Annotated in this window: 20 protein-coding genes, 1 pseudogene and 1 riboswitch; of the genes and pseudogenes, 2 read left to right on the forward strand and 19 right to left on the reverse strand. The window is 74.4% G+C overall.

Annotated features, from left to right (window positions below; all coding sequences use genetic code 11):
* Nucleotides 1-384: 384 nt before the first annotated feature.
* The 7 genes from ribH to rpe all read right to left on the reverse strand — a co-directional run bounded on the left by ribH (nt 385) and on the right by rpe (nt 6,585).
* Nucleotides 385-882, reverse strand: a complete 498-nt coding sequence (gene ribH / locus O7618_RS13360) for a 6,7-dimethyl-8-ribityllumazine synthase (protein ID WP_278106402.1) — start codon at nt 880-882, stop codon at nt 385-387.
* A 4-nt stretch (nt 883-886) separates the two neighbouring features.
* Nucleotides 887-2,170, reverse strand: a complete 1,284-nt coding sequence (locus O7618_RS13365; RefSeq protein ID WP_278106403.1) for a bifunctional 3,4-dihydroxy-2-butanone-4-phosphate synthase/GTP cyclohydrolase II — start codon at nt 2,168-2,170, stop codon at nt 887-889.
* Nucleotides 2,167-2,865: a nicotinamide riboside transporter PnuC gene (gene pnuC, locus O7618_RS13370; protein ID WP_278106404.1), complete on the reverse strand. Its 699-nt coding sequence runs from the start codon at nt 2,863-2,865 to the stop codon at nt 2,167-2,169. Before pnuC ends, O7618_RS13365 begins: the two co-directional genes overlap by 4 nt.
* Nucleotides 2,862-3,458, reverse strand: coding sequence for a riboflavin synthase (locus tag O7618_RS13375; protein ID WP_278106405.1), 597 nt, complete (start codon nt 3,456-3,458; stop codon nt 2,862-2,864). Before O7618_RS13375 ends, pnuC begins: the two co-directional genes overlap by 4 nt.
* A 2-nt stretch (nt 3,459-3,460) precedes the next feature.
* On the reverse strand, nt 3,461-4,522 hold the full coding sequence (gene ribD, locus O7618_RS13380) for a bifunctional diaminohydroxyphosphoribosylaminopyrimidine deaminase/5-amino-6-(5-phosphoribosylamino)uracil reductase RibD (protein WP_278106406.1): 1,062 nt from the start codon (nt 4,520-4,522) through the stop codon (nt 3,461-3,463).
* Nucleotides 4,523-4,692: 170 nt separating this feature from the next.
* A riboswitch (FMN riboswitch) is annotated at nt 4,693-4,865 on the reverse strand.
* An 81-nt stretch (nt 4,866-4,946) separates the two neighbouring features.
* Nucleotides 4,947-5,903, reverse strand: coding sequence for a response regulator (locus O7618_RS13385; RefSeq protein ID WP_278106407.1), 957 nt, complete (start codon nt 5,901-5,903; stop codon nt 4,947-4,949).
* 1 nt (nt 5,904) lies between these two features.
* Nucleotides 5,905-6,585, reverse strand: a complete 681-nt coding sequence (rpe, locus tag O7618_RS13390; RefSeq protein ID WP_278106409.1) for a ribulose-phosphate 3-epimerase — start codon at nt 6,583-6,585, stop codon at nt 5,905-5,907.
* A gap of 262 nt (nt 6,586-6,847) precedes the next feature.
* On the opposite strand from rpe, the gene O7618_RS13395 reads away from it, so the two are divergent.
* Together O7618_RS13395 and O7618_RS13400 are read left to right on the forward strand one after the other, a co-directional pair.
* Nucleotides 6,848-7,735, forward strand: a complete 888-nt coding sequence (locus O7618_RS13395; protein ID WP_278106410.1) for a septum formation family protein — start codon at nt 6,848-6,850, stop codon at nt 7,733-7,735.
* A 76-nt stretch (nt 7,736-7,811) separates the two neighbouring features.
* On the forward strand, nt 7,812-8,702 hold the full coding sequence (locus tag O7618_RS13400; RefSeq protein WP_278106411.1) for a septum formation family protein: 891 nt from the start codon (nt 7,812-7,814) through the stop codon (nt 8,700-8,702).
* A 42-nt stretch (nt 8,703-8,744) separates the two neighbouring features.
* Here the strand turns inward: O7618_RS13400 and O7618_RS13405 are convergent, their stop codons facing one another.
* The 12 genes and pseudogenes from O7618_RS13405 to pyrF all read right to left on the reverse strand — a co-directional run bounded on the left by O7618_RS13405 (nt 8,745) and on the right by pyrF (nt 21,888).
* Nucleotides 8,745-10,493 (reverse strand): M28 family peptidase, encoded by a 1,749-nt coding sequence (locus O7618_RS13405; protein ID WP_278106412.1) that lies wholly within the window; start codon nt 10,491-10,493, stop codon nt 8,745-8,747.
* A 139-nt stretch (nt 10,494-10,632) separates the two neighbouring features.
* Nucleotides 10,633-12,051, reverse strand: a pseudogene (locus tag O7618_RS13410) (transcription antitermination factor NusB); the annotation flags it as partial.
* 136 nt (nt 12,052-12,187) lie between these two features.
* Nucleotides 12,188-13,114 (reverse strand): methionyl-tRNA formyltransferase, encoded by a 927-nt coding sequence (gene fmt, locus O7618_RS13415; protein WP_278109998.1) that lies wholly within the window; start codon nt 13,112-13,114, stop codon nt 12,188-12,190.
* A 5-nt stretch (nt 13,115-13,119) separates the two neighbouring features.
* Nucleotides 13,120-13,680, reverse strand: a complete 561-nt coding sequence (gene def, locus O7618_RS13420) for a peptide deformylase (protein ID WP_278106414.1) — start codon at nt 13,678-13,680, stop codon at nt 13,120-13,122.
* A gap of 211 nt (nt 13,681-13,891) precedes the next feature.
* Nucleotides 13,892-14,857 carry an AAA family ATPase gene (locus tag O7618_RS13425; protein ID WP_278106415.1) on the reverse strand — a complete coding sequence of 322 codons (966 nt, stop codon included), beginning with the start codon at nt 14,855-14,857 and terminating at the stop codon, nt 13,892-13,894.
* 229 nt (nt 14,858-15,086) lie between these two features.
* Nucleotides 15,087-17,102, reverse strand: a complete 2,016-nt coding sequence (locus tag O7618_RS13430) for a primosomal protein N' (protein WP_278106416.1) — start codon at nt 17,100-17,102, stop codon at nt 15,087-15,089.
* 65 nt (nt 17,103-17,167) lie between these two features.
* Complete coding sequence (gene metK, locus O7618_RS13435) at nt 17,168-18,358, reverse strand: methionine adenosyltransferase (RefSeq protein ID WP_278106417.1); 1,191 nt, start codon at nt 18,356-18,358, stop codon at nt 17,168-17,170.
* A 97-nt stretch (nt 18,359-18,455) separates the two neighbouring features.
* Nucleotides 18,456-19,664 carry a bifunctional phosphopantothenoylcysteine decarboxylase/phosphopantothenate--cysteine ligase CoaBC gene (gene coaBC / locus O7618_RS13440; RefSeq protein WP_278106418.1) on the reverse strand — a complete coding sequence of 403 codons (1,209 nt, stop codon included), beginning with the start codon at nt 19,662-19,664 and terminating at the stop codon, nt 18,456-18,458.
* A 14-nt stretch (nt 19,665-19,678) separates the two neighbouring features.
* Entirely contained in the window at nt 19,679-19,945 is a 267-nt protein-coding gene (gene rpoZ, locus O7618_RS13445; protein ID WP_025617742.1) for a DNA-directed RNA polymerase subunit omega, read from the reverse strand.
* A gap of 52 nt (nt 19,946-19,997) precedes the next feature.
* Nucleotides 19,998-20,531, reverse strand: coding sequence for a guanylate kinase (locus O7618_RS13450; protein WP_278106420.1), 534 nt, complete (start codon nt 20,529-20,531; stop codon nt 19,998-20,000).
* A 25-nt stretch (nt 20,532-20,556) separates the two neighbouring features.
* Complete coding sequence (mihF, locus tag O7618_RS13455) at nt 20,557-20,874, reverse strand: integration host factor, actinobacterial type (RefSeq protein WP_013285515.1); 318 nt, start codon at nt 20,872-20,874, stop codon at nt 20,557-20,559.
* Nucleotides 20,875-21,051: 177 nt separating this feature from the next.
* Nucleotides 21,052-21,888 carry an orotidine-5'-phosphate decarboxylase gene (gene pyrF, locus O7618_RS13460; RefSeq protein ID WP_278106421.1) on the reverse strand — a complete coding sequence of 279 codons (837 nt, stop codon included), beginning with the start codon at nt 21,886-21,888 and terminating at the stop codon, nt 21,052-21,054.
* Nucleotides 21,889-21,901: the final 13 nt, after the last annotated feature.

Genomic DNA, 21,901 nt, shown 5'->3' on the forward strand with positions numbered 1-21,901 from the left:
CCCGTCGACCATGAACTTGGCGGCACGCCGCGTCCGATCTGTCACCGCCAACTTCATGATCAACGCCGTCTCCCACCAAGTCCGTTGCGTGATCAAGGGGTTCGCGTCGCGGGGGAGATCGACTCCGACGCGAACTCCTTGATCACCCGCTTGGGCCCGCCGACGGCTGCTGGTCGGGGCGGACGGGTGGGCGGCGAGTCGTCAGGAGCTGACGAGGTGACCGGGGTGCGGGGCTGAGTCGTCTGTGCTGTCAGCTCCAAAGGCGGCGGGGACGGGAGGGCCGCCGGTGCTGGGGACAGGCGGTCGCCTACCGCTGACCTGTCCGGCGCGAGCAGGCACAGGCAAGGGCGCGAGCAGGCACGGGGCAGGCGCGGGCGGGCGGGGTCAGGCGAAGCCGACGCGGTGGGCGTTGGCCGCGTCCAGGCCGCGGATCGCCAGCGCGGCCTCCAGCGCCGCCACGGTGGCCGCCCAACCCTTGTCCTCGGCCGAGCCGGGCAGCCCGGCCCGGTCCCGGGCCTGCTCGATGGTGTCCACCGTGAGCACACCGTGCGCCACCGGCTTGCCCTCGTCCAGCGCCACCCGGGTCAGGCCCTCGGTCACCGACTGGCACACGTAGTCGAAGTGCGCGGTCGCGCCGCGCACCACCACGCCGAGCGCGACCACCACGTCGAAGCGCCGGGCCATCGCCTGGGCCACCACCGGCAGCTCCACCGAGCCGGCCACCCGGGCCACCACGGCCCGTGCCCCGCACGCCTCGGCCGCCGCCTGCGCGCGCTCGGCCATGTGGTCGGTCAGCTCGCCGTGCCAGCGCGCCGCCACCACGCCGACGGTCAGCCCGGCGGCGTCCACCGCGGGCGCGCCCGGCTCCCCGAAACCCGCCATCGCCCTACGCTCCGATCTCGTCGTCGGCGACCGGACGCCCCATCGGCGCCTCGGTCACCTCGCCTGCCCCGGCCGCCTCGTCCAGCCCGTCCAGGAGGTGACCCATCCGGTCCCGCTTGGTGCGCAGGTAGCGCATGTTCTCCGGGTTGGACCGCACGGGCAGCCCCTCCCGGCCGGTCACGGTGAGGCCGTACCCCTCCAGGCCGGCCCGCTTGGCCGGGTTGTTGGTCAGCAGCCGCATCGAGCGGACGCCGAGGTCGTACAGGATCTGCGCGCCGGTGCCGTAGTCGCGCGCGTCGGCCGGCAGCCCCAGGTCGAGGTTCGCGTCGACGGTGTCGCGCCCCTGGTCCTGCAACTGGTACGCCTGCAGCTTGTGCAGCAGGCCGATGCCGCGGCCCTCGTGCCCGCGCACGTAGAGAACCACCCCGCGCCCCTCCTCGGCGACCCGGGCCAGCGACGCCTGCAACTGCGGGCCGCAGTCGCAGCGCAGCGAGCCGAACACGTCCCCGGTGAGGCACTCGGAGTGCACCCGGACCAGCACGTCGCGCCCGTCGCCGAGGTCACCGAAGACCAGCGCGACGTGCTCGGCCGAGTCGTGCTCGGCCCGGTAGCCGTACGCCCGGAACACGCCGTACGGGGTGGGCATCCGCGCCTCGGCGGCCAGCCCGACCTGCTTCTCGGTGCGGCGGCGGTGCGCGATCAGGTCGGCGATGGTGATCAGCGTGAGGCCGTGCTCGGCGCAGAACTTCTCCAGGTCCGGCAGGCGCATCATGGTGCCGTCGTCGTTGACCAGCTCACAGAGCACGCCCGCCGGGCGCAGGCCGGCCAGCCGGGTCAGGTCCACCGCCGCCTCGGTGTGCCCGGGGCGGCGCAGCACCCCGCCCGCGCGGGCGCGCAGCGGCACCACGTGACCCGGGCGGGCCAGGTCGGTCGGGTCGGTGCCGGCGTCGGCCAGCAGCCGGATGGTGTGCGACCGGTCGGCGGCCGAGATGCCGGTGCTCACCCCCTCGCGGGCGTCCACGGTCACCGTGTACGCGGTGCCCCGCCGGTCCTGGTTGGTGTGGTGCATCGGCGGCAGGTCGAGCCGGTCGCACTCGGCCTCGGTCAGCGGCACGCAGATGTAGCCGGAGGTGTAGCGGACCATGAACGCCACCAGCTCCGGGGTGGCCAGCTCGGCCGCGAAGATCAGATCGCCCTCGTTCTCCCGGTCCTCGTCGTCGACCACGACCACGGGCCGCCCGGCGGCGATGTCCGCCACCGCCTGTTCGATCGAACCGAAGCTGCTCATGCCACGACCTCCGAGTACGTCGCCGGGATCGGCGTGCGCGCGGCGGTGGCCGCCCGCGAGGTGCGCCACCAGGTGAGGAAGCCGGCCGCGCAGAACGCGCCGTAGACCAGGTACATGGCGGCCGACGGGTAGAAGCCGCCGCGCAGCAGCAGCGGGACGCCCACCGCGTCGACGGCGATCCAGACCAGCCAGAACTCCACCCAGCCCCGGGCCATGCCGTAGGTGGCGAGCAGGCTGCCGACCAGGATCCAGGCGTCCGGCAGCGGACCCCACGAGCCCAGCGCGGCCAGCACCGGGTACGCGGCGGCCGTGCCGGCGACCGCGACGACGAGCAGGGTCAGCCGCTCCCGCCAGGTGGCCCAGCGCGGCACCACGGCGGGCTCCGCGCCGCCACCGGAACGGCGGTTACGCGACCAGCGCCACCAGCCGTAGACGCTCACCGCGAAGAAGAAGACCTGGCGGCCGGCCTGACCGTAGAGGTCGTGCGCCTGCGGGGTGACGAACACGCCGCCGAGGAACACGGTGAACAGCAGCCCGTTACCGATCATGCCGACCGGCCAGGCCCAGACCACCCGGCGCAACCCGAGCAGCGCCGACGCCAGCCCGAAGACGTTGCCGACGATCTCCCGGGCCAGCACCGGCGAGCCGGCGACGTGCACCTGGGCGTCGAGCAGCCAGCCCAGCGGCCCGGTCACCGGGCGCCGCCCAGCAGCCGTTCCACGTACTTGGCCAGCACGTCCACCTCCAGGTTCACCGGGTCGCCGACCCGTTTGCCCCCGAGCACGGTGAGCTTCTGGGTGGTCGGGATCAGCCCGACCGAGAACCAGTCGTCGCCCACCTCGGCCACGGTCAGCGACACGCCGTCCACGGTGATCGAGCCCTTCTCCACCACATAGCGGGACAACCCGGCCGGCAGCCGGAACCGGACCGTCTCCCACCGCGCGGCCGACTCCCGGCCGACAACCTCGCCCACGCCGTCGACGTGCCCCTGCACCAGGTGCCCACCGAGCCGACTGTTCAGCGCGGCGGCCCGCTCCAGGTTGACCGGATCACCGGGGCGCAGCGCGCCGAGCGCGGTGCGGCGCAGCGTCTCGCCCATCACGTCGGCGGTGAAGACGACCCCGTCGACGTCCACCACGGTCAGGCAGACCCCGTTGACCGCGATGGAGTCGCCGTGCCGGGCGTCCGAGGTCACGAGCGGGCCGCGGACGGCGATCAGCGCCGAGTCGTCAGCGGTCTCGGTGCTCCGGACGATCTCGCCCAGCTCCTCGACGATGCCGGTGAACATGGTCAGGCCTCCCTCTTCCGGGGCAGCGCGGTGATCCGCAGGTCGGGGCCGACGGGCGTAACGTCGGTGATCTCCAGGTCGATGGCGTCGGCGATGGTCGTCACGCCGGCGTCGAGCAGCGCGGTGGGGCCGGCGCCGAGCAGCTTCGGCGCCACGTAGCCGACGATCCGGTCGACCAGTCCGGCGGCGAGGAACGCGCCGGCCAGCGTGGGGCCGCCCTCCAGCAGCGCGGCCCGCACGCCGCGGTGGTGCAGCTCGGCCAGCAGGGCCGCCAGGTCGACCCGGCCGTCCGGGCCGGCGCCGACCTCCGCGGCGGTGGCCACCCAGGTGCGCGCGGCGCCGTCGCGGACCCGGGCGTCGAGGGGGGTACGCCCCGAGCTGTCCACCACCACCCGCAGCGGCTGCCGGATGGCGAGCGTGCCGTCGCGCAGGTTGCGGGCGGTGAGCCGGGGATCGTCGGCGAGCACGGTGCCCACCCCGGCGAGGACCGCGTCGACGGTGCCACGCAGCGCGTGCACGTCGGTGCGGGCCGCCTCCGAGGTGATCCACATGCTGGTGCCGTCGGCGGCGGCGGAGCGCCCGTCGAGCGTGGCCGCGTACTTCCAGATCAGGTAGGGCCAGCCCCGGCGCATCGAGGTGAGCCAGGCGACGTTACCGGCCTCGGCCTCCGCGCCGCGTACCCCGAGGGTCACCTGGACCCCGGCGGCGCGCAGGGTGGCCGCGCCGCCGGACGCCACCGGGTTCGGGTCGGGCACGGCGACCACGACGTGGGCCACCCCGGCGCCGATGAGCGCGTGGCTGCACGGGCCGGTGCGGCCGGTGTGGTCGCAGGGTTCCAGCGTGACCACGGCGGTGCCGCCCCGGGCCCGCGTGCCGGCCTGCGCCAGCGCGACGATCTCGGCGTGCGGCCCGCCGGCGTAGGCGTGGAAGCCCTCGCCGACGACCTCGCCGTCGGCGTCCAGCAGCAGGCAGCCGACGACCGGGTTGGGGCTGGTGGCGCCGAGGCCGCGGGCGGCCAGCTCGACGGCGCGACGCATCGCCTCGTCGACGGAGACGCTCGCCATGACCTGCCCTGCCCTCCCGCTCGCCGGTCACGCGCGGGCGGGTCGGGAAGCAGCGGCACGGCGGCCGCCGACACGCGGCGGCGGAGAACCCCGGGAACGGCACGGCCGCCCCGAGGAGCCCACGCGGCGGCTGAGGGTGCTCAGCGGCCGACAGGGGCCTCCCCCGTTCCGCGCGCTGTCTCCCATCCGGACTTTCTGGGGGCGGACGAGCCGCACCCCAACCGTCGGCCCCGGATTCTCACCAGGTCCACCGCACGGCCGAAGCCGTCCGGGTCGCGGGCTTACCACGGTCGGACCGTGGATCACCGCCGGTTCGGAATTTCACCGAGCCCCGCCAGCGCGTGGTGGGTACCCCGGAAGTCTTACACGTTCCGCCGCGACGCGCGCCACAGAGGCGAGCTACCTCACAGCCACGGGCGGTGGATCAGGTGACGCCGCGGCGGCGGTCGACCGCCACGTAGGACCCGGGTTGGCTCTTGGCCACCGTCTTCATCTCGGAGGCCACGGCGATCGCCTCCAGCGGGTCGGTGAACCGCTTGCCGCTGTCGGACAGCGACACGCCGATGGAGAGGGTGACCAGCGCGGCCCGGCGGATGTTACCGCGGCGGTCCTTCAGCTCCACGAAGCCGCGCTCCCGGTCGGTGGGGTCGTAGAGCGTGTCGGCGGCGTTCTCGAAGTCGACCACCGCGCGGCTGGTCAGCGGTCGGACCTGGGTCGGCGCGCAGACGATGACGAAGTCGTCGCCGCCGACGTGGCCGAGGAAGGCCGGCGGCAGCCCGATCGACACCACCGCCCGGTGCAGGCTGCGGGCCAGCGCGGAGATGAACTCGTCGCCGCGGACGAAGCCGTAGCGGTCGTTGACGCTCTTGAACCGGTCGATGTCGACGTAGCCGACGGCGTAGTCGACGCCGCTGCGCACCCGGTCGCTGATCTCCCGCCGGATGCGGCTGTTGCCGGGCAGGCCGGTCAGCGGGGAGACCTCCCGGAACTCCTTGTTGCGGCGCAGCGTGGAGCTGACCCGGGCGACCAGCTCGGCGGTGTCGAACGGCTTGACCAGGTAGTCGTCGGCGCCCGCGCTGAGGCCGTTGACCTTGTCGGAGGTCATCCCCTTGGCGGTCAACATGATCACCGGCAGCGCCGAGGTCATCGGGTCGGCGCGCAGCCGGCGGGTCAGCTCCAGGCCGTCGACCCGGGGCATCATCAGGTCGACCACGGCCAGGTCCGGCCGTTGCCGTTCGATCACCTCCAGCGCCTCCTGGCCGTCGGCGGCGTGCAGCACCTCGAAGCCGTGCAGGCGCAGGTTGAACTCGACGAAGCGGGCGATGTCCTCGTCGTCGTCGACGACCAGGATGACGTCGGGTCGGTCGCCGGCCGGGTCCATCTCAGGCCCCGGTCATCGCACGTTCCGCCAGGCCCCGCAGGCGGCGTACCGCCTCGGCCGGGTCGTCGGCGCCGTAGACCGCGGTGCCGGCGACGAACGCGTCGGCGCCGGCGGCGGCGGCCTGCTCGATGGTGTCGGCGGCGATGCCGCCGTCGACCTCGATGCGCAGCTCCAGGTGACCGCCGTCCACGTGCCGGCGGGCGGCGCGCACCTTGTCCAGCAGCGACGGCAGGAACCGCTGGCCCCCGAAGCCGGCCTTGATCGTCATGATCAGCAGCGTGTCGAAGCTGGGCAGCAGATCCAGGTAGGGCTCGATCGGGGTGTCCCGGTCGATCGCCAGCCCTGCCTTCGCCCCGGCGGAGCGCAGGTCCTTCGCCAGCGCCACCGGGTCGTCGCACGCCTCGGCGTGGAAGGTGACGTTGTACGCCCCCGCGTCGGCGTAGCCCGGGGCCCACCGGCGCGGGTCGGTGATCATCAGGTGCACGTCGAACGGCAGCTCGGTGGCCGCCAGCAGGCTCTGCACCACCGGCAGGCCGATGGTCAGGTTGGGGACGAAGTGGTTGTCCATCACGTCCACGTGCAGCCAGTCGGCGGCGGACTCCACGGCGCGGACCTCGTCGGCGAGGCGGGCGAAATCGGCGGCCAGGATGCTGGGCGCGACGACGAGCGGCGGTACGGTCACCGGGTCAGTGTACGAATGCGTCGCCCCCCCGCTGGCGGCGCGGCACCACGGGGCACGGAAGGTGATCCCGCGGTCACCTCGGGTGCACCGCAGGCTCGTCCGGGCGGGAAATCGACACGAATAGTCGTCCGCCACTGGCCGATCGACTGAAAGATGACGAAACTCCTACCGGGACGGTCACGTATGCTGCACGCCCGGGCGCGGGGGACGCCGCCGGGCCCGCGGCGACCGGCTGCCATCTCTCCGGGCGAAGGAGCGGACGATGCGACGGTGGCTCCACGCGTTCGCGCTGGCCGGCGCGGTGACGGCGGCGCTGACCGGCTGCGTCCAGGCGCACCGGGCCGACGGTGACCTCGTCGACGACTGGGCGGCGCTGCCGGCGCCCCGGCTCTTCGTCCCGGCCACCGACGCCTGCCTGCCCCGGCTGACCGCGGTGGTGCAGGCCGCCACGTACGAGACGGTCGACTGCGCGCGCAGCCACCTGGCCGAGGCGGTGCACGTCGGCGCCTTCACCGGGCCGGCGGCGCTCGGCGCCCGCCCCGAGCCGGGCTCACCGGAGTTGCGCACCGCCCGGGCCGAGTGCGACCAGCGGGCCCGGGAGATGATCGGCGGGGACTGGCACGCCGCTCGGCTCACCCTGAACATCGCGCTGCCCCCGGCCACCGCCTGGCTCTCCGGCGCCCGCTGGTTCCGCTGCGACCTGGCCGAGACCGACAGCATCGACAACACCCGGCCGGTCAACCGGGTGGGCAGCCTGCGCGGCGCGCTGGTCGGCGACAACCCGCTGGTGCACCGCTGCTTCGACCCGAAGCTGATCGGCGCGAACCTCAACTACATGGCTCCCGTGCTGTGCACCGAACCGCACCGCGCCGAGTTCGTCGGCGTCTACGTCGAACGGGACATGAGCTGGGCGGAGTTCACCCGGGCCGCGCCGGCGGCGCACCGGCGGTGCATGAGGCTGATCGCCGCGTTCGCCAACGTGCCGGACAATGCCGAGCTGCCCTACCGCGCCGGGTCCATCTTCTACCCGCCGTCGCAGCGGGAGTGGGAGGAGGGCGACCGGGGCGTGCGCTGTTTCCTGTGGAGCGACGACCGCAAACTGACCCGCTCGATGCGCGGCGCCGGCCCCGAGGGACTCCCCGTCATCTAGGTCGGGTGCCGTATGCTGCCTCGCCGAGGCGTACCGGTCGGCCGGGCGGCTCCGGACGGCGGGGAGGTCGGTCGCGATGCGGCGATGGTGGGCGGCGGTCGCCGCGGGCGCGGTGACGGTGCTGGCACTCGGCGCCTGCAACGCGCCGGCCGGGGTCGACCGCGACCTGACCGACGAGTGGCCGGTCTTCGCCGCCCCGGTGGGCTTCGTGCCGAAGGCCGACGTCTGCCATCCCACCGTCGCGGACGTGGGTTATCTCAGCGGCTACCAGCCGGTCGACTGCGCCACCGCGCACCGGGTCGAGACGCTGCACGTCGGCACGCTGACCGGCCCGGACGCCGGGCGCTCCGCGCCGCCGCGGGCCGGCTCGGCCGGCATCCGCACCGCACACGCCGAGTGTGCCCGGCAGGTGACCCGGGCGGTCGGCGCGGACTGGCGCTCCGGGCGGTTGCAGCTCTCGGTGGTCTTCCCCTCCGCCCTGGCCTGGTCCGGCGGCGCGCGCTGGTACCGCTGCGACGTCGCCGAGGTGAACGGCCTGGACGAGGGGAACGTGACCGCCCGCACCGGCACCCTGCGCGGTGCCCTCAAGCCGGGCTCGCCGCTGGCGCTGGCCTGCTTCAACCCGAAGCTGAGCAAGGACGAGGTGCGGGCCATGCGGCCGGTCGCCTGCACCGCGAAGCACCATGCCGAGTTCGTCGGGATCTACCAGGCGCCCGACATCAGCTACGCCGAGTTCCAGCGCACCTCACTGCGGGCGCACAAGGCGTGCCGGGGCCTGATCGCGACGTACGCCAAGGTGCCGAACGACGGAAACATGCAGTACCGGGCCGGCACCATCATCTACCATCCGTTCGAGCAGCAGTGGCGCGACGGCGACCGGGGCGTGCAGTGCTTCCTGTGGGTCTCCGAGCGGACGCTGAGCCGCTCGGTCCGCGGCGCGGGCGGCAAGGCACTGCCGATCAGCTGAGCCCGGGCGGGGCGGGCGTCGGCCCACCCCGCCGGGATGCGCTCAGCCGACCTGGAGCGTCACGTCGTCGACCACGAAGCTGGTCTGCAACGAGGCGTCCTCGACGCCGGTCCACTTGAACGTGACCGTCTGGCCCGCGTAGCCGGCCAGGTTGAAGGTGCGCTGGGTGTAGCCGGTGGCCTTGTTCAGGTTCGAGTACGTCGCCAGCGTGGTCGACCCGACCTGCACGGTCAGCTTGTCGTACGCGGTCGAGGTGGTGGTCTCGGCCGAGTCGATGTGCAGCCAGAACGCCAGCGTGTAGCTGGTGCAGCCGGCCGGCAGGGTCACCGACTGGGACAGCGTGTCGGTGTGCGACGAGCCGTAGCCGTCCAGCCAGGCCTTGTAGGAGCCGGTGCGGGCCGCCTGGCCGGAATCGTTGGTGATCACGCCCGAGCTGGCCGTCCACGGCGTGCTGCCCGACTCGAAGCCGCCGTTGCCGATGAGCTGCCCGCCGGTGCAGCCGCCGCTGCCGCCGGTCACGGTGAGCGTGTAGCTGGCGGTGCGGGTGGCCGAGCCGGTCCCGGTGACGGTGACGGTGAACGTGCCGGTGGTCGCGGTGGACGAGGCGCTGACCGTCATGGTGGCGGAGCCGCCCGAGGTGACCGACGACGGGCTGAAGCCAACAGTGACCCCGCTCGGCGCGCCGCTGGCCGACAGCGCGACGGTCTGGGCGCTGCCGGAGGTGGTGGCGGTGCTGACCGTGGCGGTGGTGGAGCCGCCCCGCGCGACGCTGCCGGCGGTGGGGCTCACCGCGACGGAGAAGTCGTTGGTCGGCGTGCCGCCGCCGACCGCGAGCGCCCAGATCGCGTACGCCACACCGTCGGCGCTGCGGTTGAGCACCGTCGTGTTGATGTTGCTGGCAGTGTCGCAGGAGCGGTGGTAGCAGCCGTCGTACGCCGCGCCGGAGGTGCCGCCCCACTTCGCGGCCTGCGCCGCGGTCTTGGTGTAGCTGGCGCCGGCGGCGTAGCCGGAGGTCTGGATGCCGGCGTTGGCGAACGAGTAGTCGTCGGAGCGGCCCTGGCCCTCGGTGTTCTCCTCCGGCTGGATGCCGAACGAGTCCCAGTACGCCTTCAGCGGCGCGGCGGTGGCGGAGGTGATCCGGTTGATGAAGTAGCCGCCGTTGGGCGAGCCGACCATGTCGAAGTTGTAGTAGCCCTTGATGTAGCCCCGCTGGGTGGTGCTGAGCTGGTTGACGTATTGCTTGGAGCCCTGCAGCCCCTGCTCCTCGCCGTTCCACCAGGCGAACCGCACCCGCTTGGTCATGGTCGGGTTCTGCGCGGCGAGCACCAGCGCGTTCTCCAGCAGCGTGGCCGAGCCGGAGCCGTTGTCGTTGATGCCGGGGCCGGCGGAGACGCTGTCCAGGTGGGCGCCGAACATCACCACCTGGTCGGCCGGGCCCTGCGGCCACTCGGCGATCAGGTTGCTGCCCGGGTAGGTGCAGGAGGTGCAGGTCTGCTCGGTGACCGTGTAGCCGGCGGCCTGGAGCTTGCCCTTGACGTAGCTGACCGACGCGGCGTAGCCGGCCGAGCCGGCCCGTCGGTTGCCGCCGTTGCTGGTGGCGATGGAGTTGAGCTGGCTGAGATGGGCCTGCACGTTGGTCAGGGAGACGTCCGGTGCGGCGAGCGCGGCGACGGCCGGGGCGGGAGCGGGGGCGGCTGCGGGCGCGGCGGCGGCGGTGCCGGCCAGGCTCGCCGTCGTCAGGGTGGCGACGAGGGCGAGCACGAGGCTCGTGGTCGGCGTGCTGCGTCTCATGGAGACTCCTCGGGGAACGCGGGGGTGACGTACCGTTGACCGGTGATCGGAACAGTTACATGTATCGATCGGACAGTCAACGGGGTGTCACATCCCGCGAACCCCCTCCCCCGCGCGCGGGATGCACCCGGGGGCGGAGTCACCCCTTGCGCAGCACCGCCAGGAACATCGCGTCGGTGCCGTGCCGGTGCGGCCAGAGCTGCACCGTCGGGCCGTCGCCCAGGCCCGGCATGCCGGCCGGCAGCAGCGGCCGGGCGTCGACGAAGTCGACCGGGAAGCCGCACCGCCGGGACGCCTCGGTCACCGTCACGTGCGTCTCCACCACGTGCGGCGAGCAGGTCACGTACGCGACCACGCCACCCGGACGCACCGCCCGCAACGCGGCGGTGAGCAGCTCCCGCTGCAACCGGGTCAGCGGCGGCAGGTCCGACGGCTGGCGCCGCCAGCGCGACTCCGGCCGGCGGCGCAGCGACCCCAGACCGGTGCACGGCGCGTCGACGAGCACCCGGTCGAAGTGCCCCTCCGGCAGCTTCGGCTCGTCGCCCACGCCGCGCCCGTCGGCGTGCACCACGGTGACCGGCAGGCCGCGGGTGGCCCGCTCGACCAGCCGGGCCCGGTGCTCGGCCACCTCGACCGCGGTCAGCCGCGCCCCACGGGTCGCGGCCAACGCGCCGAGCAGCCCGGCCTTGCCGCCCGGCCCGGCGCACAGGTCGAGCCACCGGCCGTCCGGACCGTCCAGCGGCGCGCTCGCCAGCGCGTCCGCCACCAACTGGGAGCCCTCGTCCTGCACGTGCGCCCGACCGTCGGCCACCGCCGCCAACTCACCCGGCGCGCCGCCGGGCAGGTAGACCGCGTACGGCGAGAACGCGCCGGGCGCGCCACCCACCTCGTCGGCCAGCGCCACCGCGTCGGCCCGGCCGGGGCGGGCGCACAGGTGCACCGGCGGACGCTCGTTGTCCTCGATCAGCAGCCGGGTGGTCTCCCCCAGGTCACCGCCGAGCGCCTCGGCGAACGCCCGGACGATCCACTGCGGATGGCTGAACGTCAACGCGAGACGGCCGATCGGGTCGGTCTCCTCGGCCGGGGCCAGCTTCGCCACCCAGGCGTCGGCGTCCCGGCCGGCGATCTCCCGCAGCACCGCGTTGGCGAACCCGGTGGCGCCCGGCCCGACGGTGCGGACCAGGTCCACCGTGGACGACACCGCGGCGTGCGCCGGCACCCGGGTGTGCAGCAGCTGGTAGGCGCCGAGCCGCAGCGCGTCGCGCACCGGCGGGTCGATCCGCTGCACGTCCCGACCCGCCGCGTCGGTGACGATCGCGTCCAGCGTGCCGGTGTGCCGCAGCGTGCCGTAGGTCAGCTCGGTGGCGAACGCGGCGTCCCGACCGCTCAGCCCCGCCTCGCGCAGCATCGCCGGCAGCACCAGATTGGCGTACGCGTCGTCGCGGTGCACCGCCGCGAGCGCCTCGTACGCGACGTGCCGGGGCAGGTCCACGGCCGGGCGCGCGGGACGCTGCCCGCCCCGCCGGTCGCCACCGAACCGGTCGCCACCGCGCCGGTCGGAGCGCTGGCGGGCGCCCTGCTCGCGCGCGTACCCCCGGGACCGCTCACCCTCGACGGGCCGCTCCGGGCCCGTCATGCGGAGCCACCTGTCGCTCGCGGCTGCGGGGCTCGCAACACCGGCTCACTCCTCGCGCTCACGCGAGAACCTCGCCGGCGACGACCCGGGCGCCGCGCGCCCAGTCGCCGGCCGACATGGCCCTCTTGCCGGCCGCGCGCACCTCGCCGAGCCGCACCGGCCCGGTGGCCGTGCCGACCAGCACCTGCGACTTCTCGACCAGCAGCTCGCCCGGCTTCAGCTCCGGGCCGTTCGCCAGCGGGACGACCGGGCCGAGCTTGACCCGGTCGTCGCGGAACGTGGTCCACGGGCCGGGCGCCGGCGTGCACGCCCGGATCCGCCGGTCCACCGCGAACGCCGGGTCGGTCCACCGCACCCGCGCGTCCTCCACCGTCAGCTTCGGCGCCAGGGAGACCCCGTCGGCCGGCTGCGGCTCGGCCCGGGCGGTGCCGGCGCCGATCGCGTCGAGCACCGCGACCAGCAGCCCGGCCCCGGAGTGCGCGAGCCGCTCCAGCAGGTCGCCGGAGGTGTCGGCGGGGCGGATCTCGTCGGTCACCGTGCCGAAGACCGGACCGGTGTCCAACCCCTCCTCCAGTTGGAAGACGCTGGCCCCGGCGAGCTCGTCGCCGTGCAGCACGGCGTGCTGCACCGGTGCCGCGCCCCGCCAGGCGGGCAGCAGCGAGAAGTGCAGGTTGATCCAGCCGTGCCGGGGGATCTCCAGCGCCACCGGCGGCACCAGCGCGCCGTAGGCGACCACGGGCACGCAGTCCGGCGCGAGCGCGCGCAGCCGGTCGAGGAATTCGGGCTCCCGCGGTCGGGCCGGGGTGAGCACCTCCACCCCGTGCGCGTCGGCCCACGCGCCGACGGGTGAGCGGACCAGCCCCCGGCCCCGGCCGGCCGGGGCGTCCGGACGGGTGACCACGGCGAGCAGCTCGTGGCCGGAGGCGGCGATCGCGTCCAGGGCCGGTACGGCGACCGCCGGGGTGCCGGCGAAGACCAGTCGCATCCGGGTCACCGCCCCAGGCCGAACGGGTTGCTGACCGGGTGCGGGCTGAGCTTGACCGTGGGCGGGGCGCCCTGGTCGTACCAGTCGGCCTGGCGGATCGCCTTCATGGCCTCCTTGCGGCCGGCCGCATCGAGGCGGTCGACGAAGAGAACCCCGTCGAGGTGGTCGGTCTCGTGCTGCACGCACCGGGCCATCAGGCCGGTGCCGACGATCTGCATCGGGTCGCCGTGGGCGGAGAAGCCCTTGGCGATCACGTTCTGCCGGCGCCTCGTGTCGAAGTAGAGCCCGGGGATGGACAGGCAGCCCTCCGGGCCGTCCTGCTCCTCGGCGTCGGGGAACTCCAGCACCGGGTTGACCAGGTGGCCGAGCATGTCGTCGACGTCGAAGGTGAACACCCGAAGGCCCACCCCGAGCTGCGGCGCGGCCAGGCCGGCGCCGTTCTGCTCACGCATCGTGTCGGTCAGGTCGGCGACCAGCTTGCGCAGCTCGGCGTCGAAGTCGACCACCGGGTCGGCCGGCGTGCGCAGCACCGGATCGCCGAACAGACGGATGGGCTGAACGGTCACGCGGCGTGGCTCCTTGTCTGGGACGGGCGGTGCGACCCCAGTCTACGGATTCGGCCCGACCGCCTCCGGCGGCGTACCGGCAACGGTGACCGGCGCCGGGGGTCGAGGCGGCCGGGTCCGGATAGCGGCGGGGATCCCGGTCGGCCGCGCCGAGCAGCGCGCAGATCACCCCGAACCGGATCGGGCGATCCCACCAGCGCGCGGCGCCCGCTCAGGCGCCGGCGCCCGGCTCACCGGCCAGCACCGGACCACCACCGAGCAGCGCGTGCTCGGGCAGCGGCAGCGCGATGCCGTGCGCGTCCTGCCAGTCGTGGATCAGGCCCGGCCGGGCCTGGGCGGCGAAGAAGTCCACCGCGCTCATCCCGCCGACCACCGGCTCGTCGACCTCGGCGACCAGCCGGGCGGCGACCATCGGCACGCCGCCGCGCACCGCGGCGCTGAGCCGGCGATGCCCGTCGACGACGAAGAAGTACTCACCGGTGTAGCCGATGCTCAGCGGCTCCACCGTCTCGTCGCGGGCGGGCTCCGCGGACCAGGAGCCGCGCAGCGTGGCGACGTCCTCGGTCGGGTAGACCCGGGTCGGGTCGAGCAGCAGCAGCGGCTGGCCGGCGCGCAGCACGTCGGCGCCGAGGCGGCCCTCGTAGACGTCGACCACGTGCTCGATCACCTGCTGCGGGGTGGCCCGGGTGGTGTCGCAGACCAGGTCGTAGTTGCGCAGCCGGGCCTTGTCGACGCCGTAGCGGACGATGAAGCGGTTGCGCTCGCTCTCGCTGCGCTCGCGCAGCTTGGCCCGCGCCTCGTCGAGCGTGGTGTAGCTCTCGGCCGGGCCGGACGGCCGGGCGAGCACCCGCCGGGCCGCCTCGGTCGGCTCGGTGATCATGTGCACCTTGAGCGCGTCGGTGAAGAAGTGCCAGGCCAGGCGGGAGTCCATCACCAGCGACTCGCCGGAGGCGGCGATGTCGCGCTGGAGCTGGTCGACGTAGCCGTCGACGGCCTGGTCCAGCTCGGCGTGCAGGTTGAGCTGGAGCGCGGTCATCTGCCGCTCCTGCGCCATCTGGCGGTAGAGGTCGCCGACGCTGACCCGGCGCAGCCCCAGCCGCTTGGCGATCTCGACGGAAACGGTGCTCTTGCCGCTGCCGAGGTCACCGTTGAAGACGATCGACTGACGAACGGTCACGACTGGTCCACCCCTGCTCACCGGCTGACTGACGACATCGAATCCGTGTGGCCCGACGTGCCCTGAGCACCCGTCGCGCCGCGTCCCGCGCGGAAATTCCGCACGCCTGGGCATGACGGGCGATGCTACCACCGCGCGCTACCCAATTGCCGGACCAGGTGTCCGCCAAACCCCAGGTCACGACCGCGCGCGAGGCGCCGGGTGCGCTGGGTCACGCCCCGGAGGCGGATCAGAACAGGCTGAGCGGGTCCACCTGGAGCCGGACCGGATCGGCGGCCTTGCGGGCGCTGCGCTGCCCGGCCGCCGCGTGCAGCGCGTCCGCGAGGGCGGCGGCCCGGGCCCGGGGCACCCGGACCAACATCCGTTCCCGGCCCTCGTCGGCCGGCACCGGGCCGAGGATCTCGGCGTCGTCGGGCAACCGGGCGCCGGCCAGCAGGTCCGCCACCGCGTCGGCCGGGCCGGTGACGCTCGCCATCCGCACCGCGGGCGGAAAGCCCAGCTCGCGGCGCTCGGCCAGCTCCCGGGCGGCGAACCAGGCCGCGTCCCAGCGCAGCAACGCCTGCACCGGGGCGAGCGCGCCGTCGGCGACGACCACCACCCGGCCGCCGGCCGCGCCCGGCCGGGCCAGCGCGGCGCCGGCCAGCCAGCGCCGCAGCGCCTCCTCGCCGGCCCGCAGGTCGGCGCGGGTGAGCAGCGCCCACGAGTCGAGCAGCAGCACCGCGCCGTAGCCGCCCTCCGCGACCGGCTCGGCGCCCGGGGTGGCGATCGCCAGACCGGCGCCGCCGGGCACGGTGGTCAGCACCTCCTCACGCCCGGAGGTCCGCACCGGCACCCCCGGGAAGGCCCGGCCCAACTCCTCGGCGGTGCGCCGGGCACCGGTGACCGAGGCGCGCAGCCGCCGCCCGCCGCACTCCGGGCAGGCGTACGCGGCGGCGACCCGACCGCACCAACGGCAGGCGGGCGTGCCCTGTGCCGACGGCAGGCCGAGCGGGCCGGCGCAGTGCGGGCAACGGGCCGGGGCACGGCAGTCGGCGCAGGCGATCGACGGCAGGTAGCCGCGACGGGGCACCTGCACCAGCACCGGCAGGTCGGCACGGAGCGCGTCGCGGGCGGTGGTCCAGGCCAGGCTGGGCAGCCGGGCGGAGGCCGCACCCGGGTCGCGGGCCAACTGCGGATCGTCGCCGGTGGGCGCCATCGCCGGCATCCGCGCCCGCACCGTGGCCCGGTCCGCGACCACCTCCCGGGCCCAGCCGGTCTCCACCAGCAACTGCGCCTCGGCGGTGCGGGCGTACCCGCCGACCAGGGCGGCGGCGCCGATGAGCTGCGCCCGGGTGAGCAGCACGTCGCGGGCGTGCGGGTAGGGCGCCCGGGGCTCGGCGTGCAGGTCGTCGCCGTCGTCCCAGACCGCCACCAGGCCGAGCCGCTCGACCGGGGCGAACATGGCCGCCCGGGTGCCGATCACCACCGGCACCTCGCCCCGCCGGGCGGCCAGGAAGGCCCGATAGCGCCGGGCCGGACCGGCGGCGGCGGCCAGGCAGGCGTGCCGGTCCGGTCCGAGCAGGGCGGTCAGGGCGGCGTCGAGGCGGTCCAGGTCCCGGCCGTCGGCCACCACCACCACGGCACCCCGGCCGCCGGCCACGGTCGCGGCCACCGCGTCGGCGTACCGGTCGGCCCAGTCCTCCCCCGGTAGCGCGGACCACACGGCGCGCGGCGCGCGGCCGTCGGTGAGCGCGCGCAGCAGCGCCGGCCCGGCCGGGTAGTCCCGCCAGCCGCGCGGGTCGAGCGGGACGCCGGTCGCGGACGGCGCCTCGGCACCGTCGGTCCGGGCCGCCTCGGCACCGTCGGTCCGGGCCGCGTCATCGGTCCGGGCCGGGGCGGTCGGGTCGGCGTCGGGGACCGGACCGGCGGCCCCGGCCGGCGCGCCGGCGGCGGTCACGGACTTCTCGGCGCGGGCGTGCCGCGGCGGCACGGCCAGCCGGAGCACGTCGGCCAGGCTGCCGGCGTACCGGTCGGCGACCGCCCGGGCCAGCCGGGCCACCTCCGGCGAGAGCACCGACACCGGGGAGACGACCTTCTCCAGGTACGCCAGCTTGGGGTGGTCGGACTCGGCGACGCGCTCCAGCAGCCAGCCGTCGACGAGCTGCCCGGCGAAGCGGACCTTCACCCGCACCCCGGGCCGGGCATCGACGTCGAGCGCCTCGGGGACCAGGTAGTCGAACGGGCGGTCGAGGTGCGGCAGCGGCACGTCGACGCAGACGCGCGCGACCGGCGACCCCTCGGCGGGTCGCCGGTCGCGGCGCGTGGCGGTGGTCAGGCTCCCGCGGCCGACTTGAGGTCGGCGGCCCGGTCGGTGCTCTCCCAGGTCAGGTCCGGCAGCTCCCGGCCGAAGTGGCCGTAGGCGGCGGTCTGCCGGTAGATCGGGCGCAGCAGGTGCAGGTCCCGGATGATGGCGGCCGGGCGCAGGTCGAACACCTCGGCCACGGCCTTCTCGATCGAGGCCACCGGCACCGTCTCGGTGCCGAACGTCTCGATGAACAGGCTCACCGGGTGCGCCTTGCCGATCGCGTACGCGACCTGCGCCTCGCACCGCTCGGCCAGCCCGGCCGCGACCACGTTCTTGGCCACCCAGCGCATCGCGTACGCCGCCGAGCGGTCGACCTTCGACGGGTCCTTGCCGGAGAACGCGCCGCCGCCGTGCCGGGCGTAGCCGCCGTAGGTGTCCACGATGATCTTCCGGCCGGTCAGCCCGGCGTCACCCATCGGGCCGCCGATCTCGAACCGGCCGGTCGGGTTGACCAGCAGCCGGTAGCCGTCGGTCTCCAGCCCGAGACCCTCCAGCTCCGGAGTGATCACGTGCTCCCGCACGTCCGGCGTGAGCAGCGACTCCAGCGAGATGTCCGCGGCGTGCTGGCTGGACACCACCACCGTGTTCAGGCGCACCGGGCGCAGCCCGTCGTACTCGATGGTCACCTGGGTCTTGCCGTCCGGCCGCAGGTAGGGGATGGTGCCGTCCTTGCGCACCTGCGACAGCCGGCGGGCCAGCCGGTGCGCCAGCGCGATCGGCAGCGGCATCAGCTCGGGCGTCTCGGAGCACGCGAAGCCGAACATCATGCCCTGGTCGCCCGCGCCCTGCGCGTCCAGCGCGCTCTCCGAGCCACCGGTGCGCAGCTCGAACGCGTTGTCCACGCCCTGCGCGATGTCCGGCGACTGGGCGCCGATGGACACGCTCACCCCGCAGGAGGCGCCGTCGAAGCCCTTCTTCGACGAGTCGTAGCCGATGCCGAGGATGGTCTCCCGCACGATGGTCGGGATGTCGGCGTACGCCTTCGTGGTGACCTCGCCGGCGACGTGCACCTGCCCGGTGGTGATCATCGTCTCCACCGCGACCCGGCTGTGCGGGTCCTGGTCGAGCAGCGCGTCGAGAATGCCGTCGCTGATCTGGTCGGCGATCTTGTCCGGGTGGCCCTCCGTGACCGATTCGGACGTGAAGAGACGTGTCACGGCACTCCTAAGCATGGGAAGACTCTTAAAGGTCGTTCGGCGGCAGTTTAGTCGTCCGCGCTGGCGCGTGGCTCAAGGAATGCTTGTCGACCAACCGTCAGGACGGCGGGTCCAGTCGGGCGACCACGAGGTCCCAGACGGCGTCGGCGAGGGCCTCCTTGGGTTGTTCGGGGAACCGGCGCACGGCGCCGTCGGCGCCGATCACGGTGGCCGCGTTGGTCTCCGCGCCGAACACCTTGTCGACGCCGACCTCGTTGACCACGATCAGGTCGGCGCGCTTGCGGGCCAGCTTGGCCCGGCCGTTGCGCTCCGCGTCGTCGGTCTCGGCGGCGAACACCACGAGCACCTGCCCCCGCCGACGGTGCCGGCCCAGCTCGGCGGCGATGTCCGGGTTGGTGACCAGCTCGATGGTCGGCGCGACGCCGTCGTCCGACTTCTTGATCTTACCGGTCGCGTAGTGGGCCGGGCGGAAGTCGGCGGGGGCGGCGGCCATCACCACCGCGTCCGCGTCGGCGGCCGCCGCCAGCGTGGCCGTACGCAACTCCTCCGTGGTGCCCACCCGCACCAGGTCCACCCCGGCCGGGTCGGCGAGCGCCACGTTCGCCGAGACGAGCGTCACCCGCGCGCCCCGCGCCACGGCGGCGCGGGCGAACGCGTATCCCTGCTTGCCGGAGGACCGGTTGCCCAGGAAGCGGACCGGGTCGAGCGGCTCGCGGGTGCCGCCGGCGGTGACCACCACGTGCCGGCCGGCCAGGTCGGCCGGGGCGGCGACGCCACGGGCCAGCGCCCGGCGGGCGACCGCGAAGATCTCCGCCGGGTCCGGCAGCCGGCCCTTGCCGGAGTCCTGCCCGGTGAGCCGGCCGACCGCCGGCTCGATCACCCGGACGCCCCGGGACCGCAGCGTGGCCACGTTGGCCACGGTGGCCGGGTGCTCCCACATCTCGGTGTGCATGGCGGGCGCCAGCACCACCGGGCAGCGTGCGGTCAGCAACGTGTTGGTGAGCAGGTCGTCGGCGAGGCCGTGGGCGGCCTTGGCGAGCAGGTCGGCGGTGGCCGGCGCGACCACGACCAGGTCGGCGTGCTGCCCGAGCCGCACGTGCGGCACCTCGTGCACGTCGGACCAGACGTCGTCGGCGACCGGCCGGCCGGAGAGCGCCGCCCAGGTCGGCGCGCCGACGAAGCGGAGCGCCGAGGCGGTCGGCACGACCCGGACCCGGTGACCCGACTCGGTGAGGAGCCGGAGCAGCTCACACGCCTTGTAGGCGGCGATGCCGCCGCCGACCCCGAGGACGATCTCGGCGGGCATCGGCGTGGGCGCGGTTACGGCTGGTCGGTCGGCTCGGCGGTGAGCAGGCCCGAGTTGATCTCGCGCATGGCGATGGAGAGCGGCTTCTCCTGCGGAGTGGTCTCCACCAGCGGGCCGACGTACTCCAGGAGGCCCTCACCGAGCTGGCTGTAGTAGGCGTTGACCTGACGGGCGCGCTTGGCGGCGAAGATCACCAGCGCGTACTTCGAGGTGGTCTTCTCGAGCAGCTCGTCGATCGGCGGGTTGGTGATGCCCTCGGGGTTGGTGGCGATGGATCCCACGAAATTTGACCTCTGCGTCTCGTGCGCCGCCGCGCGGGCGGTCGGTGGCCGCTCAACCGCTCGCGGGCGGTCGGGCCGGAGCCAGGACTGACGAACCGATCAATCCTACCAGTTCCGCCACGGCACGCTCGGTCCGGTCGTGCGTCACGGCGTGTGCGAACGCGCCCGCGACCGCCGCAGCCACCCGGTACGCGGGCGGCGCGAGCAGCACCAGCCGGGCCCGCGGCACGACGGCCCGGACGGCGAGCGCGCCGGCCAGGTCCAGCGGCAGCAGCACCGGTCGCCCCTCGGCGAGGCGGGACCAGACGTCCGCGCGGGGCACCCCCCGGCGGTAGGGCCCGATCCGGCACCACTCCAGCAGCCCGCCCGAGGCGACCAGCCGGTCGAAGCCGGCCGGGTCGAGGAAGAGCCGGTCCACGCCGTGGCGCTCACCGGGGCGCGGCGGCCGGGTGGTGGCGACGACCGGCACCCACACCGACGCGAGACGCGCCCGGACCAGCTCGACGACACTGCCCCGGCCGGCCCCGGAGGGGCCGGACAGGACAGTGAGCCGAGCCGCCGAGCGCGCCTCGTCATCCGTGCTCACCGCTTGTTTCTACACGGTGGGCCGTTCAGTTGGCGGCGAACTCACCGAGCAGCGCCTTGCGCTGCTGCTCGCCGAGGCCCCGCAGGCGACGGCTGTCGGCGATCTTGAGCTTCTCCATGATCTGGGTGGCCCGGATCTTGCCGATGCCCGGCATCGCCTGGAGCACCGCCGAAACCTTCAGCTTGCCGACGACGTCGTCGGACTCGGCCCGCTCAAGGACGGTGGCGAGGGTGGTCTTGCCCTGCTTGAGCTGCTCCTTCAGCTCAGCGCGGGCCTTGCGGATCTCCGCAGCCTTCTCCAGCGCGGCAGCGCGCTGCTCGGGGGTCAGTGACGGGAGCGGCACCAGTTCTCCTCAGGTCCCTAGTACGGCGGGCGGAGCCCCACCGCAGCTGTGAAACGTGGTGTCGCTGGCAACCAAAGGGGTCCGTGGTTCCCAGCGCGGGGAAAACTAGCGGTCAACGGAGCTTTCGGCAACGTGGACGCGCGATGATCAACGTAAAGTGACCGAGCCGTCAGTCAGTCAGGCGGCGGCCAGAGCGGCCCGGCACTCCGCCAGCACCCGCTCCGTGGCGGCCCGCAGGGCGGCCGGATCCGGCCCGGCGCCCAGCACCTCCCGGGAGTACGACGGCAGCACCGACGGCAGCGCCACGCCGAACACCGTACGGAGCCCGGCCGGCGTGCCGCCCTGCGCGCCCAGCCCCGGCGCGAGCAGCGGGCCGTTGACCGAGCCGAGGTCGTGACCCGTCTCCCCGATCGTCGCGCCGACCACCAGACCGAAGCTGCCGAGCGGCTCCGCACCCCTGTTGAGCTGGGAAATCTCGTCGATCACGGTCTGCGCGACGGTGCGCCCGTCGGCACCCACGGCACGCTGCACCGCGGCGCCCTCGGGGTTGGAGGTGAGCGCCAGGACGAAGACCCCGCCGCCGTACGCGGCGGCCGTTTCGATCATCGGTGCGAGCGAACCTACTCCCAGGTAGGGGCTCGCGGTGACCGCGTCGACATACAGCGGGCTGGATGGATCGAGGTACGCCGAGGCGTACGCGCGGACCGTCGATCCGATGTCGCCACGCTTGACGTCGAGGAGAACGAGCGCGCCCGCGTTTCGCAACTGTCGGATAGTTGACTCAAGCACACCGACCCCCCGCGCGCCGAAGCGCTCGAAGAACGCCGACTGCGGCTTCACCACGGCGACCCGGTCGCCGATCGCCTCCACCACGGTGCGGCAGAACCGCTCGAGCCCGCCGACGTCGTCCGGCAGCCCCCAGTCGGCCAGCAACCCCGGATGCGGGTCGATCCCCACACAGAGCGGCCCCCGCTCCGCCACCGCCCGGTGCAGGCGTACGCCGAACGTCTCCATCGGTCCCTTCCTC

Origin of the sequence: Micromonospora sp. WMMD980 (assembly GCF_029626035.1) — a bacterium.
Taxonomy (GTDB): Bacteria; Actinomycetota; Actinomycetes; order Mycobacteriales; family Micromonosporaceae; genus Micromonospora.

Excerpts from the sequence above, each read along its gene's own strand:
- O7618_RS13395 (WP_278106410.1), top strand. The coding sequence starts at position 6,848 with ATGCGACGGTGGCTCCACGCGTTCGCGCTGGCCGGCGCGGTGACGGCG.
- O7618_RS13400 (WP_278106411.1), top strand. The coding sequence starts at position 7,812 with ATGCGGCGATGGTGGGCGGCGGTCGCCGCGGGCGCGGTGACGGTGCTG.
- O7618_RS13365 (WP_278106403.1), bottom strand. The coding sequence starts at position 2,170 with ATGAGCAGCTTCGGTTCGATCGAACAGGCGGTGGCGGACATCGCCGCC.
- O7618_RS13405 (WP_278106412.1), bottom strand. The coding sequence starts at position 10,493 with ATGAGACGCAGCACGCCGACCACGAGCCTCGTGCTCGCCCTCGTCGCC.
- coaBC (WP_278106418.1), bottom strand. The coding sequence starts at position 19,664 with ATGCCCGCCGAGATCGTCCTCGGGGTCGGCGGCGGCATCGCCGCCTAC.
- pyrF (WP_278106421.1), bottom strand. The coding sequence starts at position 21,888 with ATGGAGACGTTCGGCGTACGCCTGCACCGGGCGGTGGCGGAGCGGGGG.
- ribH (WP_278106402.1), bottom strand. The coding sequence starts at position 882 with ATGGCGGGTTTCGGGGAGCCGGGCGCGCCCGCGGTGGACGCCGCCGGG.
- O7618_RS13385 (WP_278106407.1), bottom strand. The coding sequence starts at position 5,903 with ATGGACCCGGCCGGCGACCGACCCGACGTCATCCTGGTCGTCGACGAC.
- ribD (WP_278106406.1), bottom strand. The coding sequence starts at position 4,522 with ATGGCGAGCGTCTCCGTCGACGAGGCGATGCGTCGCGCCGTCGAGCTG.
- O7618_RS13375 (WP_278106405.1), bottom strand. The coding sequence starts at position 3,458 with ATGTTCACCGGCATCGTCGAGGAGCTGGGCGAGATCGTCCGGAGCACC.
- fmt (WP_278109998.1), bottom strand. The coding sequence starts at position 13,114 with ATGCGACTGGTCTTCGCCGGCACCCCGGCGGTCGCCGTACCGGCCCTG.